General features: G+C 70.7%; 12 protein-coding genes. 6 read left to right on the top strand and 6 right to left on the bottom strand.

The window, feature by feature from the left end; genetic code table 11:
- Nucleotides 1–38 precede the first annotated feature (38 nt).
- Nucleotides 39–1,274, top strand: a complete 1,236-nt coding sequence (gene odhB, locus ENSA5_RS28500; protein WP_106394866.1) for a 2-oxoglutarate dehydrogenase complex dihydrolipoyllysine-residue succinyltransferase — start codon at nt 39–41, stop codon at nt 1,272–1,274.
- A 39-nt stretch (nt 1,275–1,313) separates the two neighbouring features.
- Nucleotides 1,314–2,738: a dihydrolipoyl dehydrogenase gene (gene lpdA / locus ENSA5_RS28495; protein ID WP_106394865.1), complete on the top strand. Its 1,425-nt coding sequence runs from the start codon at nt 1,314–1,316 to the stop codon at nt 2,736–2,738.
- A gap of 117 nt (nt 2,739–2,855) precedes the next feature.
- Here the strand turns inward: lpdA and ENSA5_RS28490 are convergent, their stop codons facing one another.
- Nucleotides 2,856–3,845 carry an FAD-dependent oxidoreductase gene (locus ENSA5_RS28490; RefSeq protein WP_106394864.1) on the bottom strand — a complete coding sequence of 330 codons (990 nt, stop codon included), beginning with the start codon at nt 3,843–3,845 and terminating at the stop codon, nt 2,856–2,858.
- A 123-nt stretch (nt 3,846–3,968) separates the two neighbouring features.
- Between ENSA5_RS28490 and ENSA5_RS28485 the strand changes: the two genes are divergently transcribed.
- Entirely contained in the window at nt 3,969–7,085 is a 3,117-nt protein-coding gene (locus ENSA5_RS28485) for a DEAD/DEAH box helicase (protein ID WP_106394863.1), read from the top strand.
- A gap of 48 nt (nt 7,086–7,133) precedes the next feature.
- On the opposite strand, the gene ENSA5_RS28480 is transcribed toward ENSA5_RS28485, so the two are convergent.
- A complete protein-coding gene (locus tag ENSA5_RS28480; protein ID WP_106394862.1) occupies nt 7,134–7,817 on the bottom strand; it encodes a peptidylprolyl isomerase in 684 nt (227 codons plus the stop codon).
- Nucleotides 7,818–7,867: 50 nt separating this feature from the next.
- On the opposite strand from ENSA5_RS28480, the gene ENSA5_RS28475 reads away from it, so the two are divergent.
- Together ENSA5_RS28475 and ENSA5_RS28470 are read left to right on the top strand one after the other, a co-directional pair.
- The gene (locus tag ENSA5_RS28475; protein ID WP_106394861.1) at nt 7,868–9,619 is read left to right on the top strand and encodes a 1-acyl-sn-glycerol-3-phosphate acyltransferase; all 1,752 of its coding nucleotides are present in this window, start codon (nt 7,868–7,870) and stop codon (nt 9,617–9,619) included.
- A complete protein-coding gene (locus ENSA5_RS28470) occupies nt 9,616–10,611 on the top strand; it encodes an NAD(P)-binding domain-containing protein (protein ID WP_106394860.1) in 996 nt (331 codons plus the stop codon). The genes ENSA5_RS28475 and ENSA5_RS28470 overlap by 4 nt, the downstream gene beginning before the upstream one ends.
- Nucleotides 10,612–10,753: 142 nt before the next feature.
- On the opposite strand, the gene ENSA5_RS28465 is transcribed toward ENSA5_RS28470, so the two are convergent.
- The 4 genes from ENSA5_RS28465 to ENSA5_RS28450 form a co-directional block, all read right to left on the bottom strand.
- Nucleotides 10,754–11,443, bottom strand: coding sequence for a hypothetical protein (locus ENSA5_RS28465; protein ID WP_106394859.1), 690 nt, complete (start codon nt 11,441–11,443; stop codon nt 10,754–10,756).
- Between the two features lie 9 nt (nt 11,444–11,452).
- Nucleotides 11,453–12,412: a DNA-methyltransferase gene (locus ENSA5_RS28460; protein ID WP_258183039.1), complete on the bottom strand. Its 960-nt coding sequence runs from the start codon at nt 12,410–12,412 to the stop codon at nt 11,453–11,455.
- A 151-nt stretch (nt 12,413–12,563) separates the two neighbouring features.
- Complete coding sequence (locus ENSA5_RS28455; protein ID WP_106394857.1) at nt 12,564–14,411, bottom strand: hypothetical protein; 1,848 nt, start codon at nt 14,409–14,411, stop codon at nt 12,564–12,566.
- A gap of 348 nt (nt 14,412–14,759) precedes the next feature.
- A complete protein-coding gene (locus tag ENSA5_RS28450; RefSeq protein ID WP_181198243.1) occupies nt 14,760–15,263 on the bottom strand; it encodes a hypothetical protein in 504 nt (167 codons plus the stop codon).
- A gap of 25 nt (nt 15,264–15,288) precedes the next feature.
- Here ENSA5_RS28450 and ENSA5_RS28445 point away from each other — a divergent pair, with 25 nt between their 5' ends.
- Entirely contained in the window at nt 15,289–16,554 is a 1,266-nt protein-coding gene (locus ENSA5_RS28445; RefSeq protein ID WP_181198242.1) for a hypothetical protein, read from the top strand.
- The last annotated feature ends 326 nt before the right edge of the window (nt 16,555–16,880 follow it).

Genomic DNA, 16,880 nt, shown 5'->3' with positions numbered 1-16,880 from the left:
GCCCTCCCAGCCCACTCACCACCCGCGAGACCGTGACCATGGCCACCATCAAAGTCCCCGCCCTCGGAGAATCCATCACCGAAGCGATCGTCGCCAAGTGGCTCAAGCAGCCCGGCGACGCCATCGCCGCCGACGAGCCCGTCGTCGAGCTCGAGACCGACAAGATCACCGTCGAGCTGCCCTCACCCGACGCCGGGGTGCTCGGTCGGCAGCTCGCCACCGAAGGCGACACCGTCAACGTCGGCGACGCGATCTTCGAGGTCGAAGCTGGCGCGAGCGCGGCCGCCGGGGCCAAGGCCGAAGCCGGGGCCGCCGCCGACGCGGCGGCGCAGGCCGAGGCGGTCGAGTCCGCGGCCGCCAAGCCCGCGCCCGCGCCCGCCGAGCCCGCCGAGCCCGCGACCCAACCCGCAGCGATGCCTGCCGCGCGAGCCGAGGCCGCGCGGACCGGGGTCGATCTCGCCGGGGTCGAGGGCACCGGTCGGGGCGGTCGGCTGCTGAAGGAGGACGTTCAAAGGGCCGCCGCGGCCAAGCCCGCGGCTGCGCCTGCGGCCAGGCCCGCGGCCAAGCCCGCAGGCGAGCGCGAGCGTCGGGTCAAGATGCGTCCGCTACGAAAGACGATCGCCGCCCGCCTCGTCGCCGCCCAGCAAGAGGCCGCGATCCTCACGACCTTCAACGAGGTCGACATGTCGGCGGTCATGCAGACCCGCAAGGCCTTCAAGCAGGACTTCATCGACGCCCACGGCGTCAAGCTCGGGTTCATGTCCTTCTTCGTCAAGGCCGCGGTCTCGGCGCTCGAGGCCTTCCCCTCGGTCAACGCCGAGATCGACGGCGACGAGATCGTCTACAAGCAGTACTACAACGTCGGCGTGGCCGTTGGCGGCGGCAAGGGCCTGGTCGTGCCGGTCGTGCGTGACGCCGACGCCCTCGGGTTCGCGGCGATCGAGCAAGAGATCGGTCGGCTCGCCAAGCTCGCGCGCGACAACAAGCTCAAGCTCTCGGATCTGTCCGACGGGACCTTCACGATCTCCAACGGAGGCATCTACGGCTCGATGCTCTCGACCCCGATCCTCAATACTCCGCAGACCGGGATCCTCGGGCTCCACAACATCGTCCAGCGGCCGGTCGCGGTCGACGGCAAGGTCGAGATCCGCCCGATCATGTACCTCGCGCTGTCCTACGACCACCGCCTCGTCGACGGGCGCGAGGCCGTGCAGTTCTTGATTCACATCAAGCAGGCGATCGAAGATCCGCGTCGGCTGCTCCTCGACCTCTGATCTCTCACTACCTGGCTTCTCCCACAGACAAGGCCATCCATGGACAGCTACGATCTCATCGTCATCGGCGCGGGCCCCGGCGGCTACGTCGCCGCGATCCGGGCCGCGCAGCTCGGGCTCTCGGTCGCGTGCATCGAGAAAGACAAGACCCTCGGCGGGACTTGCCTCAACGTCGGCTGCATCCCGAGCAAGGCCCTGCTCGAGTCCTCCGAGAAGTACGCCGAGGCCAACGAGGGCCTCGCCGTCCACGGCATCGAAGTCGGCCAGCTCAGCTTCGATCTGGCCAAGATGCTCGGGCGCAAGGACAAGATCGTCAAGCAGCTGACCGGCGGCGTGGCGATGCTGTTTCGCAAGAACAAGATCACCTCGCTCACGGGGCTCGGCCGCTTTACTGGCTCGCGCGAGGGCGACAAGCACGTGATCGAGGTCGTCGGTGAGGATGGCGCCGTCGGCCAGACGATCGCGGGCCAGCACGTGCTGATCGCTACCGGCTCGAAGGTCGCGTCGATCCCCGGGGTCGAGTTCGACATCGGCGCGGGCGATCGCGTGGGCACCTCGACTGAGGCGCTCGCGTGGCCCGAGGTCCCCGAGCACCTCGTGGTCATCGGCGCGGGCGTGATCGGGCTCGAGCTCGGCTCGGTCTGGGCCCGGCTCGGGGCCAAGGTCACGATCCTCGAGTACATGCCCAAGCTGCTGCCGACGATGGAGGACGACGTCGGCAAGACCGCGCTCAAGCTGTTCAAGCGCGAGGGCCTCGCCTTCAAGTTTGGCGTCCGGGTGACCGGCGCCGTGGCCAACGAGGGCCGGGCCAAGGTCACCTATCAAGACGGGGACCAGGAGCAGGTGATCGACTGCGATCGGGTCCTCGTCGCCGTCGGTCGCAAGCCGATGACCGACGGGCTCGGAGTCGAGGCGATCGGGCTCGAGCTCGATCGCCGGGGCCACATCCCGGTCGACGAGCAGTTCAGGACCAAGGTCGCGGGCGTGTGGGCGGTCGGCGACGTGATCCCCGGCCCGATGCTCGCGCACCTCGCCGAGCACGAGGGGATCTGCGCGGTCGAGACCATGGCCGGGCAGCCGGGCCACGTGAACTACGAGGCGATCCCCAACGTGATCTACACCCACCCGGAGATCGCGAGCCTGGGCAAGACCACCGCCGAGCTCGACGAGGCCGGGGTGCCCTACCGGGTTGGAAAATTCCCGTTGATCGCCAACGGCCGGGCCAAGGCTCTGGCCGCGACCGATGGCTTCGTCAAGATCGTCGCCCACGCGCAGACGGACCGGATCTTGGGCGCGTCGATCATCGGCGCGCGGGCGGGGGATCTGATCGCGGAGATCGCCGTGGCCGTGGAGTTCTCGGCCTCGGCCGAGGATCTCGCCCGCTCGATCCACGCGCACCCGACCATGGCGGAGGCCGTGAAAGAGGCGGCGCTCGACGTCTTGGGGCGCGTGATCAATTTCTGAGCGACGGGGGACCGTGTTTGTTTTGCCAGCGCCGGTGTGCCATCTCGCGGGCGTGGCGGGCGATCCCTCGCTGCGACTCCAGCGAGTGTTCGAGGCGGCCGAGGCGCTCGCGCGCGTTCAACCGCCTCGGCGCGCCTGCAGCCAGCTCTGCACGCGATCGCGGACCTCCTCGGCGCAGCCCCACGACAAGGTCACGCCCGCGCCCCCGTGGCCGTAGTCATGGACGATCAGCTGGCCGTCGCGCTCCTCCTGCTCGAGCCGGACCTCGTCGCGACACGGCCGCAACCCGACGCTGGCCCCGAGCGGCTTGTTGTCGACGAGCCCGGGCTCGAGCCGGGCGCAGCGCTCGAAGATCGCGGCGCTCTGCTCGGGCCGCAGCTCGAGGTCTTCGTCGCGCTCGTCGGCGACGCCCCCGAGCACGACGTCGTCGCCGCGCGGGATCACGTAGCTGATCCCGTGCGGTCCGTGCTCGTCGATGATCACCCGTGAGAGCTCGCCGCGCTCTCGCCGAAGGGTCTGGCCGCGGACCGCATACAAGCGCGAGTCACCGACGAGCTCGCGCGCGCCGAGGCCGGTCGTGTTGACGACCACCTGCGCGCGCTCGAGGGCCGGCGCGAGCGAGTCGAGCGGCCGGGCTTGGGGCACGATCTCGACCCCGAGGCGCTCGAGCCCGGCGACGAGCCACGGCAGGTAGCGCGGCATGTCGATGACCGGGGACTCGAACACCAGCCCGTGTTCGTAGCCCGCGGGCAGCTCCTCGGGCACCGCGTGGCGGAACATGTCGACGTAGCGCGACCACGGCGGATCGGGCACGCGCTCGACGAAGACCTCGAGCGCCTCGCGCATGTAGACCCCGGCCGTCGGCCCGAGGGCGAGGTTTCCGGCGATCGTCGCGAAGCGCTCGTAGCTGGCCGCCGCCCACGGTCCGACGCGCTCGATCGGGTCGACTCGGTAGGGGTACCAAAACGCCGCCGCGACGGCTGAGGTGGTCTGGTGCGGCGGTGCGGCGGTCCACACCTGCACGCGTCGACCGGCCGTGGCGAGCTCGCTGGCGCAGCTCAGACCGGAGACGCCGCCGCCAATGATGATGATCTCGGGGGTGCTCATTCGGACGCAGACGGACTCTGACACGCACAGCTGTTTTGATCACGGGACCGTGGCTCGCCCCGGACCAGGCTGCGCGAAAAGCGCATTTGCCGCAAAGGCGTCAGGGGACTATGTCCGGCGCAGGTGGAGGACTACCTCCAGACCGTCCGCGACGGCTGCTCACCTGCTCAGTGGACCCGCGCGGTCAAGGCTGCGCGGGCGGGCAAGGTCCACGGGCTGCGGATCCGTGGCGACGAGCTCGATTTTCGGGTCGAGTCGCTGCCGGGGCTACCTGCGCAGACCGTCACGCTCGAGCCGACGGCCGACGACTGGGACTGCGACTGCGACGCGCGGACCGAGGCCTGCGAGCATGTCGCGGCCGCGGCGATCGCGTTGGCCGAGGCCCGCAAGCGCGGCCTCTCGATGCCCGGTGAGGACCGCGGCCCTGTCGCACACATCGGCTATCGCCTCCGCAGCCGCCGCGGCCCTCTGAAGCTGCGCCGGGTGCTGACCAGCGAGGCGGGCGAGGTCCTGATGCCCGCTTCGCTCGCCAAGCTCGAGCGCGGCAAGGTCAAGGACGCGCCGGCCTTCACCGCCGACAAGGCCGACCGCGCGTTCGAGCAGCGCTTCGGCCCCGCGGTCAAGGCCAAGATCCCGCCCGGGCTCATGGCCGACGTGCTCGACTACCTCACGCGCGTGGTCGACGTGACCCTCGACGGCCGGCCGGTCGAGATCGGCAAGCCCTCGGCGGGCCTGCGCCTGCGCGTGAGCGAGACCAAGACCGGCGAGTTCCTGGCCCGGGTCGAGCAAGACCCCGAGATCAACGAGCTGTTCGAGAACGGCGCGTTTCGTCGCAGCCGCACGATCCACGCGATCGGCCCCCACGGGCTCGCCGCGAGTCGCTTCGAGGCCCTGCGCAAGGGGCAGCTGTTCAACGACCGCGAGGTCGGCACGCTGGTCGGGCAATTGCTGCCCGAGGTCCGCAAGGCCCTGCCGGTCACGATCGACACCCCGCGCCTGCCCGGCAGCGTGAAGATGCGCCCTCGCATTCAGCTCACGACGGTGCGCGAGGGTGACGCCCTCCAGATCCTGCCGACGATCGTCTACGGCGATCCCCCGATCGCCCGGGCCGACGGCGACCGCCTGACCCTGCTCGATCGCCCGGGCAAGAAGGGCGCGCGCGAGCTCCCGGTCCGAGATCTGCGGGTCGAGAAGCTGCTGCGCGCGCGCCTGCGCGAGCGCTTCGACCTCACGCCCGGCGTGCGCAAGAACCTCGGCGCGACCGAGGCGATCGAGCTCGGTCGCGTGATCGAGCAGGACCAGGCCGGGATCGAGCTCGCGGGCGACGCCCACACGGAATTCTTCGAGGCCGCGCCGCTCGAGCCCACCTTGATCCTCGGCAAGGACGGGGAGTTCGAGCTCTACTTCATGCCCGCGGGCGCGTCCGGACCGGGCGCGGAGGCCGAGGGCGAGCCCGACGAGTTCGGCAGCCTCGACGACGACGTCCACCCCCACGATCTGCGCGCTGCCCTTGGCCGGGCGCGCCGGGGGATGCGCAGGGCCGACGCGGTCGCGGTCGTGCGTGCGTGGTCCGGGGGCGAGGAATTCGCCCCGCTGCTCGGCGGCGGCTTTGGCCGGATCCCCGCCGACTTCATGGCCAAGCACGGCCACCTCGTCGCGGATCTGCTCGCCGCTCGCGAGGCGACCGCGGCCGAGAAGGACGGCAGCGGGAGGCGAGCGGCGATCCTCGACCTCGCCGCCCTCGCCCAGGCTCTGGACCAGGCCCCGCCGCCCGAGTTCGACCGCCTCGCCGCGCTCGTCGGCAACTTCGAGCGGATCCCCCGGGCCGAGCTGCCCGAGGATCTGAGCGCCGAGCTGCGCGACTACCAGCGCCGCGGCGTCGACTGGCTCAGCTTCTTGCGCGAGGTCGAGCTCGGCGGTCTGCTCGCCGACGACATGGGCCTCGGCAAGACGATCCAGACCCTGTGCGTGCTGCGTTCGGGCGTCGACGGGGGCGTCCGCCGCCAGAACCTGGTCGTGTCGCCGACCTCGGTCCTGCACAACTGGCGGGTCGAGATCGAGAAATTCCGTCCGGGCCTGCGCGCGAGCGTCTACCACGGCCCAGGCCGGACCCTCGACGCCGACGCCGACGTGATCCTGACGACCTACGCGATCTTGCGCCTCGACATCGAGAAGCTCGGCGCGCGCGAGTGGGACACCGCGGTCCTCGACGAGTCGCAGGCGATCAAGAACCCGACCAGCAAGGTCGCGCGCGCGGCCTACCGAATCCGGGCCAAGTTCAAGATCGCCCTGACCGGGACGCCGGTCGAGAACCACCTCGAAGATCTCTGGAGTCAGTTCCACTTTCTCCAGGCCGGGCTGCTCGGCGGCCGGACCGAGTTTGGCGATCGCTACGTCAAGTCGATCGCCGTCGGCGACGACGACGCGGCCGCGCGCCTGCGTCGACGGATCCGGCCCTTCGTGCTCCGGCGGCTCAAGTCCGAGGTCGCGACCGAGCTGCCCCCGCGGACCGACGTGGTCTTGCGCTGCGAGCTGAACAAGGACGAGCGCCGGGCCTACGACGCCGTGCGGGCCGCGACCCAGGAGCAGGTCGTCGAGCGCCTGTCGGGCGGCGCCAACGTGATGCAGGTGCTCGAGGCCTTGCTGCGCCTGCGCCAGGCCGCGTGTCACCCGGCGCTGCTGCCCGGTGGGCGGGGCCGCGCGGCCCAGGCCCAGGCCAAGGGCGAGCTGCAATCAAGCTCGAAGCTCGAGCTCCTGCTCGAGACCCTCGACTCGGTCCTCGACGAGGGCCACAAGGCGCTGGTGTTCTCGCAGTGGACCAGCCTCCTCGACCTCATCGAGCCGGTCCTGCGCGCGCGCGACATCGCCTTCAACCGCCTCGACGGCGCGACCCGTGATCGCCAGACCGTCGTCGACACCTTTCAGGACCCCGCCGGCCCGCCGGTCATGCTGCTCTCGCTCAAGGCGGGTGGCACCGGGCTCAACCTGACGGCGGCCGACAACGTGTTCTTGCTCGATCCGTGGTGGAACCCGGCGGTCGAGGATCAGGCCGCCGACCGGGCCCATCGCATCGGTCAGGACAAGCCCGTGATCGTCCATCGCCTGATCGCCAGCGAGACCGTCGAGGAGCGGATCTTGGCCCTCCAGGATCGCAAGCGGCAGCTCGCCAAGACGGCGGTCGGTGACGCCGCGGGTGCCCACGCGATTACGCGCGAAGAGCTGCTCGCGCTGCTCGAGTGAGACGGGCGTCAGCGCCCAGGGCCAGGTCAGGGCCAGGTCAGGGCCAGGTCAGGGCCAGGCGTCAACGCAGTACGCCGCGTTGACGAGCACGTCCTCGACCGGCACGCCGCCGAGCTCCTGGCCCATGAACTCGACGGTCTCGACCGGCACGTCGGCGATCGCGTCGCGGACCTCGAAGCCGTCGATCAGCACGCCGAACACCGCGTAGTCGCCGTCGAGGCCAGGCTGCGCGTTGTCGGTGATGTACCACTGCGACTCGGCGGTGTCGGGCTCGTTGCGGCGGGCCATCGCGATCGCTCCGTCGACGTGGGTCAGGTCTGGGTCGATCTCGCGCGGGATCGGGCCCATCGTCGTCTTCATCTCGAGCCCCGGGTTGAAGCCGCCGCCTTGGATCACGAAGTCTTTGAGGACGCGGTGGAAGATCGTGCCGTCGTAAAAGCCGCTGCTGACGTAGCTGACGAAATTGGCGACGGTGATCGGGGCGCGCAGGCCGTCGAGCTGGACGACCATCGTGCCCATGCTGGTGTCGAGCACGACGATCGGCGTGTCGACCATGCAGGCCTCCATCACGGTGACGCCGGTCTCGGTCTCGGTCTCGGTCGCGCCGGTCTCGGCCTCGGCGGTCTCGCTCGGCCCGCTGGTGTTCGTCTCGCCCGCCTCGGTCCCGCTGGGGTCCGAGCCACACCCCGCGCCCAGGAGGATCGTGGCGATGAGCAAGGGTCCGCGGGTCACGGCGCCAGCCTACCCCCGACACGCGCGCGCGTCGATGTATCCTCTCGACGATGCCCCAACCGGCCCCGAAGAGCTCGCGGATCCGCGACCTCCTGACCAAGCCGATCCGCCTCCCGCAGTGGCTGGCCAAGCGGCCCTCGGTCGACGACCCGCGGATCTTCGGGTTCAACGAGGAGCGCGACGCCGTCGTCAGCGAGGTCTCGACCCGCGTCGTCGGCCAGTGCCTGTCGGGGCGCGGCGAGCTCGAGCTGCTGCTCAACGACAGCGCCCACCGTGAGATCAAGCGGCTCGAGAAGCAGCGCGACGAGGAGGCCCGGGAGTGGCTGGGCTTTTGGCAGACCGTCGTCCGCAAGCTCGCGCGGATGACCGAGACCGAGCAGCGCGAGAGCCTGCGCCAGATCGTCGACTCGATGGCCACCGACGTCGCCGGTAATTTCGACCCGCGGGTCTACAGCTTCGCGCAGCGGGTCATCCCCGGGATGATCGCCGGGGTCATGAACCCCAAGCAGCTCGCGGTCGATGCGATCAACGCGGGCAAGGTCGGGGCCGAGCGCCTCGTGACTCTGACCGGCCACCTCGACGAGCTCCACTCGCTGTCGCGGGTCGGCACGGTCATCGTGGTCCCGACCCACTCGTCGAACCTCGACTCGCTCGCGATCGGCGAGAGCCTCGCGCGCGAGGAGCTGCCGCCGGTCGTCTACGGCGCGGGCAAGAACCTGTTCACCAACCCGATCATCTCCTTCTTCATGCACAACCTCGGCGCCTACCGGATCGACCGGCGGATCTCGTCGCGGATCTACAAGCAGGTGCTCAAGACCTACTCGTGCGTGATGATCGAGCGCGGCTACCACTCGCTGTTCTTCCCCGGCGGGACCCGCAGCCGCTCGGGCATGATCGAGCGCCACCTCAAGCTCGGCCTGGCCGGGACCGCGGTCGAGGCCTTCGCCCGCAACGCGATCCGGGCCCGCAAGACCGGCGAGGCGCCGACGCCGATCTTCTTCGTGCCCGTGACGATCAACTACGCCCTCGTGCTCGAGGCCGAGAGCCTGATCGCCGACTACCTCAAGGAGGAGGGCCAGGCCCGCTACATCATCGAGGACGACGAGTTCTCCCAGCTCGACCGCTGGCTCGCGTTCTTCCGCCGCCTGACCAGCTACGGGGCCGCGTGCGTGCTCCGCTACGGGCCGGCGATCGATCCCTTCGGCAACCGCGTCGACGAGCGCGGCCGCTCGCTCGCGCCCAACGGCCGGGTGATCGATCCGGTCAGCTACGTGACCCACCGCGGCGAGCCGGTCCTCGACCCGGTCCGCGACGCCGCCTACACCCGCGAGCTCGGCCGCGAGCTCGTCGGCCACTATCGGCGCGAGACGGTGATCATGACCACGCAGCTGGTCGCCCACGTGTTGTTTCGTCGGCTCGTGCGCGAGACCCCGGGCCTGGATCTGTTCGGCCGCGTGCGTCGGCGCGGCGAGATCAGCTGGGACCACGCCGAGTATGTCCGCAGCTACCTCGACACGCGTGAGCGCCTGCGTGAGCTCCAGCGCGCGGGCGAGGTCCAGATCAACTCCTACGTCGAGACCGACAGCGCCGAGCGGGCGCTCGAGCGGGCGCTCGAGGCCTGGGACGGCTACCACACCCGGCCGATGGCCCGGATCGCCGACGGCCAGGTCGTGATCGAGGATCCGGCGCTGCTGCTCTACTATCAAAACCGCCTCGTGACCTTCGCCGAGCGGATCGCGGGCGAGGGCGACGAGCGGGCCGCGCGAGAGATCGCCGCGTTCGGCGGAGGAGAGCTGCCATGACCGAGGTCGAGCCCGGGCGCGTCAGCCGGCCCTACGACGACCACGTCCACGAGGGCCCGCGGCCGCTGGTCGCGGTCCTCGGCGGCGGTCGCTTTGGCCTCGCGCTGGTCAAGGCCGCGGCCCGGACCGGCGAGGTCTTGCTGTGGAGTCGGCGCGACCCCGAGCTCGGGCTCGACAACCTCCGCGTGACCTCGGACCTCGCCGACGTCGCCGCCGCCGAGCTCGTGCTGATGGCCGTGCCCTCGCGCTACGCCGAAGACATGCTCCGCGAGGCCGGCTGTCACCTCGACGGTCGCCACCTGCTCGTCCACGTCAGCCGCGGCCTGCTCGACGACGAGCTGCGGACCATGAGCCACGTGCTCAAGACGGTCACGCCCTGTCGCCGGGTGGGGGTCCTCGCCGGGCCGATCAGCGTCGACGTGCTGACCAACGCCTCGCCCGGGGCCGGGGTCGTCGGCAGCGAGTTCCCCGAGGTCGCCGAGGCCGTGCGCGGGGCCCTCGGCGGGCCGACGCTGCGGATCTACGACAGCAGCGACATGCGCGGGGTCGAGCTCGCGGCGGCGCTGACCGGGCTGTTGCTGTTCACCGTCGGGTTCGCGCAGGGGGTCGGGTTTGGCCCGTCGACGATCGGCGCCATGACCACCCGGGGCGTGGCCGAGGTCGCGCGGATCGGCATGGCGCTCGGGGCTCGGGCGGACACCTTCGGCGGCTTGGCCTGCTTTGGGGATCTGCTCGCGGCCGTGGCCGGGAGCGACCGGCCCGAGCTCGAGCTCGGTCGCGCGCTGGCCGAGGGCGCCACGCCGAGGGCCGCGCTGCTCCGGGCCGGGGGCAACATCGAGGGCATCGAGGTCGCGCGGCGGGTCTCGACCTTTGGTACGCGGCGGAAGATCCGGACGCCGCTCGCGGACGTGATCGCGGCGATGGTCGGCGGCGAGCTGACGGCGTCGGAGGCGGTCCGGAGCCTGATGGGGCGCGACGTCGGCAGCGAGTGATGCTCGCGTGACCGCAGTCCAATAGACTGTCCGTCAACCGAGCGCCTCGGCTGCGCCCTCGTGGTCCTGGGCGAACTCGCGTCGAAAGAGCTCGCGTCGCCAAACACCTTCGAGAACAAACTTCGCCAGGGGTGCTTCAGCTTCAGGGCGAGGCGCTCGGCTTGGCGGGCATGCGCTGGAGCGGGCAGGCGAAGCGGCCCTCGACCACGCTGACGCCCTCGGTCTGCCCGTCCGCCGCCGGCTCGTCGCCCGCGTGGGCCGCGGGTCCGAGCGGGGCGCAGGCGAAGCTGCCGACGAGGGTCTCGGCGCTCGGGTCGTAGTCGAGCTCGAGCTCGCAGTTGTCCGCGCTCGCCTCGGTCCCGTTGTTGAACGCGGCCTCGCCCTCGTGCCACCAGATCGCAAAGCCCGGCTCGGGCGCGCAGCGGCTGCCGTGCTCCCCGGCGTTCATCGGCGCGTAGCTGCTGTGCTCGTCCGAGCGTAGGCGGCAGACGTCGATGTCGAGGCGCGGGCCGGCGTCGCCGTCTTGTTCGGCGGTCTGACCGAGGCGGATCCACACGTACTCACCGCGCTCGGGCTCGGCGTACCAGCGACAGAACACGAGGCCCTCGGGCGGCGCCCAGCTCAGCTGCTTGGCGGCGTCGCCTTCGACGAGGGTGAAGCTGCCCGCGAGCTCGGGCTCGGGCTCGGGCGCGGCGGGGTCGGGGCTCGCCGCGGGCACGGCGGCCACGCCCGGCTCGCCGTCCGGCGGCTTGGGCGGGGCGTCGGGAGCCCGGCAGGCGAGGCTGGTCAGCGCGAGCAGCGACCCCCAGCTTCGTGCTCGCGTCGGCGACATCGGACGGAGTCAGCCGACCGCGGCGATCGGCGCGGCGATCGGTGCGTCGACGCCCCACTCGGGGACCTCGGCGATCAGCCGCGCCTTGGTCAGCTCGAGGTACTCGGGGTCGCGCTCGATCCCGGTGTAGCTGTGCCCGAGCCGGGTCGCGGCCACGCCGGTCGTGCCGCTGCCGTTGAAGGGGTCGAGGACCCGCGCGCCCTCGGGGCAGCTCGCGGTCAGCAGGCGATCGAGCAGCTTGAGCGGCTTTTGGGTCGGGTGCTTGCCGTGGGTCTTCTCCGACTTGCCGGGCGCGGTGAAGCGCCACACGTTCTTCATCTGCTTGTTGCCGTTGCGCTGCTTCATCTCGGCGTACTCGAAGTGATGCTTGCTCTTGCGGTCACGCGCGGCCCACAAGACCAGCTCGGTGCTGTGGGTGAAGTAGCGACACGAGAGGTTGGGCGGCGGGTTGGGCTTCTCCCAGACCACGTCGTTGAGCATCTTGAACCCGAGCTCTTGGAGGGCGAAGCCGACCGAGTAGATCACGTGCGAGGTGCCCGAGACCCAGATCGTGCCGTTCTTGGTCAGGAGCCGCTGGCAGGCCGCGAGCCAGCGCTTGTTGAAGGCGTGGTTGTCCTGCGCGCCCATGCTCGCGTCCCACTTGCCCTTGTTCACGTTCACGCGCTTGCCGGCCTGGCAGGTGGTCCCGCCGTTGCTCAGGAAGTAGGGCGGATCGGCGAAGATGACGTCGAAGCTGTGCTCGGGCAGCTCGGTGAGGATCTCGAGGCTGTCACCTTGGATCAGCCGTGCGCGGTCGTCGGCCGACCGCCACCACTCGCGCTCGTGGACCGGCGGCGGGCCCTGCGACTCGGCCTCGGCCTCGGCCTCGACCTTGCGCACGCGGGCGCTCGGGCCGGCGGGCAACCTGGCGCGTTTGGCCGCGGTGGTCTTGGCTTTGGTCTTCTTCGTCGCGCGCTTTGCTTGAGCCACGGGCCGATGCTGGGTGCAGCGTCGCGATCGGCCGAGTTTTGGGCACATCCGGGGTCGGGGCCCGCGAGTGTGAATTTGTTGCGCGACCGGGTTCGGCTTGCTAGGGCGCCGTGCCTCTGGGCGCCTGTTCACTGCGCGTCCTTGCAGCGCGTCAATCCCACGGCCAGGGCAAGGCCAGCGTCCACGGGCCCCGATACATGCGCTCGAGCGACTTGATCTGGTTGTCCTCGTCGATCACGTAGTCAGAGGTCGAGGAGCCGGCCGGCAGCTCCTCGACCACGAAGGTGCGCAGGAGCTCGTCGCCGTAGGCAGCGTTGGCGGCCGCGACCTCGGGGGGCGCGGTTGGGCCCCACAGACCGGTGGGCAGGTTCTCGATCGCCCAGTGGTTGGCGAAGCGGTTGAGGTAGAGGTCGACGTCGGTGATCACGATCGGGGTTCCGCGCCCGAGATCGCGGCCGCTTTGCTCGAGCCACGCGAGGTCTTCGAGCTGCGGCCACATCAAGGCGCAGTCGTAGGTCAGCCAGATCGTCTGCGTGGGCTCGGCCAGCGGCAGCGTGAACAGCTCCATGTCCTCGTCGGCGAGGGTCACGGTCGGAAAGGGATCGCCGATCGCGGGCGGCACGGGGTCGTCGGCTTCGCGCTGGACGATCGTGAACGAGCTGGTCGAGAGCGGCTGGCCCTCGCGCGCGACGCTCGGATCGTGGATGCGGATGGCGAGGTGGCTCGTCGGCTCGTCGGCCTCGAACTTCGCGCGCAGCTCCGGGCTCAGCTCGACCTTGGTCAGGCCGCTGGCGTTGACGTCGACCTCGAACAGGTGCTCGCGGCGATACCAGAACTCGGCGCGCAGGGGCACGGGCCCGGGGTTGCGCAGCTGCCAGTGGATCGACCCTTCGGGGCCGACGTGGACGCCGCGGGGGATGTCGAGCGCGACGATCTCTCCGTCGGGATCGACGCGCCAGCGCTCGATCCAGGTCCAGTCCGAGGTCAGCAGCTCGCCGTCGTGGAGGAGGCCGTGGAGCATGTTGCCCTCGCGCTTGTCGCCCTTGGTGCCCTCGGCACCGAAGGCGAACATGTGCGGCTCGTCGCCGTCCTCGACCCCGTCGAGCGAATAGGCGAACACGCCGCTGAGGGTGATCGCAAACGCGAGCCCCTGACTGACGATCCCGTGGGTCACGACCGCGGGCGGCGTGAGGGTCCGGGTCAGCGTCAGCGAAGCCGGGCCGACCTCGACCAGCGCCATGCCGCCCGAGCCGAGCCCAACGACCACGCGCGGCTGCCCGTCTGCGTCGGCGCTCAGACCCAAAGGCGGCCCGTCCAACGACAGGCGCGCGAGCTCCTCCCAGGTGTTTGGATCGAGCAGTCGCAGCTGCGCGCCTTGACCCGCGGGGCCCGCGAAGGCCGTGACCACGCGCTCCCCGACGGCGACGCTGACCCGCGCGTTGCCCTTGAGGGGGGCGCGCTGGAGCTCCGAGAGCTGGCCGTCGGCGCCGATCTTCGCGGTCCACAGGCCGTCGTCGAACTGGTGGATGAGCAGCGTGTCACCTGCGACCGCGACGTCGCGGACCGACCAGTGGACGATCAAGAAGGGATCGAGCTTGACCGGTCGGCCCGGCTCGCTCAGATCAAAGCGCTCGATCCGGGGCTGATCGGGGTCGGTCGCCGGGGGGCTGTCGCCGCTGCAGTAGAGGGTGTCCGAGGCCGCGTGCAGCGCCAAGGTCGTGCAGCGCGTGGCCCCGAAGCCCTCGTCGCCGTGGTCCGTGACCGTGAGGCCGCCGTCGTCCTCGAGCCGCAGGGCTCCGATCCCGCTCCAGCTGTTGGCCGCGTACACGTGGCCCTCGTGGACGACCATCTCGGTCAGATGATCCCCGTCGGTAAACGCCGCCGAGCCGAGCATGACGAGGCCCGGGTCGATGTCGCTGACGAGCTTGACGGGGTCGTCGGCCGCACACCCGAGGGTGAGGCCCACGAGCACGACGGCGTGTTGCAGCCAGGAGCGCACGGAGCATGCTACCTCAGCCGTCGGACAGCCCGAGCGTCGCGGCCACGGGCTGGGCCGCCGACGCTGGTCCGGGACCCTCAGCCAGCCGAGATCGGGCAGCCCCAGCGGTACTGCTGGGTCAGGGAGTCGCTGTGGACGATCACGCCCTCGGGCGCGCCGATGAGCTCAGCGTCGGAGGGCAGCGACTCCACGGGATCCTCGAGCTCGACGACCGACCACGCGCTGCCGTCGAAGTGGTGCAGTGGGGCAGCTCGGAGTCTTTGGACCGGGTGACCCACAGTCCACCGAGGCCGTCGGTCCTGCGAGACTGTTCGTGATGGCGCTCGGCCGCCCGCGCCCTCGTCGGCCTTAGCTGGCGGGCGCGGGCATCGCCGGGAGCTCGAGCTGCGGGAGCTCGACGATCGCCCGGCCACCGCGGCTGCTCGCGCGCAGGAGCAGGCGCGCGCCCGGCCCCGTGAGCGCGCGGCCGAGGTGGTAGCGCAGGCGCACGCTCGCGCTTTGGTTGCCCTCGACCTCGATGACCGGCGGCTGCACGGGGCCGTCGCGCTCGGGCGGCTCGACGGGGTACTCGAGCTCGTTCCAGGCCAGCAAGATCGCGGCGCGCTCGACGGTCAGGGGCGCTGGGTCGCGGTTCTCGATCTCGAGCTCCACGACGACGGCCTCGGGCTCCCACTCGATCGCGTTCGCGCGCAGCGAGATGCCCGTCTCGGTCGATTCGCTGACTGGCTGGGGCGGACGCCCGAGCCCCTGGCCGGGCCACCTCACCGCATCCCAGTGAGCGTCGCCACACCCGACCACCGACACGAGCACGGAGCTCATGAGCCATGCCAGCTTGTGCGGGCGCCGAGCCACGACTTTCATGGTACACGCCGGGGCGATGAAGCTCGCCCTCCCCAAGTTCCAATTTCGCTTCATGCGCGCCGCGGGCAACGTCATCTTCCCCGGTAATTTCCATCCGATCGGCACCCAACGCGAGGCCGAGCAGATGGTCGCCCGGGCCGCCGCGGGCGGGTCGAGGACCGTCGAGGATCCGGACGACGGTGGTCTGTGGTTGATCGTCGGCGGGTCTGGCGGGTTTGGCAGCGCCGCTCGGGTCGCGCTGGCCTGCGATCACGGGGCCGACACGATCAACGTCAGCTTCGACGCCGCGCCCAACCCCGAGAGCAGCAACAAGGTCCGCAAGATCGGCTCGCCCGCGTGGCACCGCAACGTCGCGATCGAGCGCGAGCTGCGAAAGCTCGGGCGTACGGCGATCTCGCGGACCGCCGATGCTTTTGATCCGGTCGCGCGCGCGTCGGTCATCGAGAGCCTCCACGCGCGCTTTCCGGGCCGCAAGCTCAACGGGCTGGTCTGGGCGCTCGCGGCCCCGCGCGGGCTCGATCCGCGCACGGGCAAGACCGTGTCGAGCATGCTCAAGCCGCTCGGCCAGTCGGCCACGATCAAGACCTTCGGCGGCCCCGACGGCGACACCCCGCCGCAGATCTTCGAGCTCGCGGTCGCCAAGGGCACGCCCGAAGAGGCCGTGTCGACGGTCTGGGTCATGGGCGGGCGCGTCGTCGAGGCCTGGATCGAGGATCTGCTCGAGGCCGACCTGCTCGCCCCGGGCCACACGCTGCTGACGATCTCCTACCGCGGCAGCCCGCTCAACGCTCCGCTCTACCGCGACGGGCTGATCGGCCTGGCCAAGGCCGACCTCGAGTTCACGACCCGCGCGCTGTCGTCGGTGCTCCTTCGCGCCGTCGAAGGCCGCGCGTTCGCGGTCGAGGGCCCCGCGGTCGTGACCGAGGCCTCGGGCGGCATCCCCGGGGTCCCGCTGTACTTGGCGCTGCTGTTCGACATCATGCGCGAGCGTCACGAAGATCCGCTCACGAGCATGCGCCGGATGTTCAACGAGCACTTCTTCGACGCCGAGCCCAAGCCCGACGCCGACAAGCTGATCCGGATGGACGACCGCGAGCTCCAGCCCGAGATCCAAGACGAGCTCGCGCGCCGCTTCGAGGCGCTCAAACCGGGCGACAGCTTCGATCGTGGCCTCTACGATCGCTTCATGGCCGCCTACGCGCGCACGCGCGGGTTCGGGGTCGAGGGCGTCGACTACGAGGCCGAGTTCGACACCGACGAGGTCTGTCGGGTCGATGACTGACGCGCACGCGCGGCGGTCGACGCCGCGCCGCAGCTCGAGCCCCCGCGCGCTGTGCAAGCCGAGCGGACTGTCGGGCCATGTTCACTCGATTTCGATCATGATCGGGACCCCGTGGGGCGTGGTCGCGTCGCCGTAGCCCGCGACCGCGATTGCATGCTAATCAGGGACGATGTCTCGCTCGACGATCTCCGCAGTTGTTTTGCTTTGTGTGGGGGCCGCGTGCGTCCCGCCCGAGTCCGATGACTCCGGTGAGTCGGCCGTCGGCGACGAGTCCGGCACCTCGGGCACGAGCGGGGACGGGGATGGCGACGGGGACGGGGATGGAG

The organism is Enhygromyxa salina (assembly GCF_002994615.1).
Classification (GTDB): Bacteria; Myxococcota_A; Polyangia; order Nannocystales; family Nannocystaceae; genus Plesiocystis; species Plesiocystis salina_A.
The sequence above is the reverse complement of the archived record's forward strand: the minus strand, read 5'-3'. Positions and strand labels throughout refer to the sequence as shown.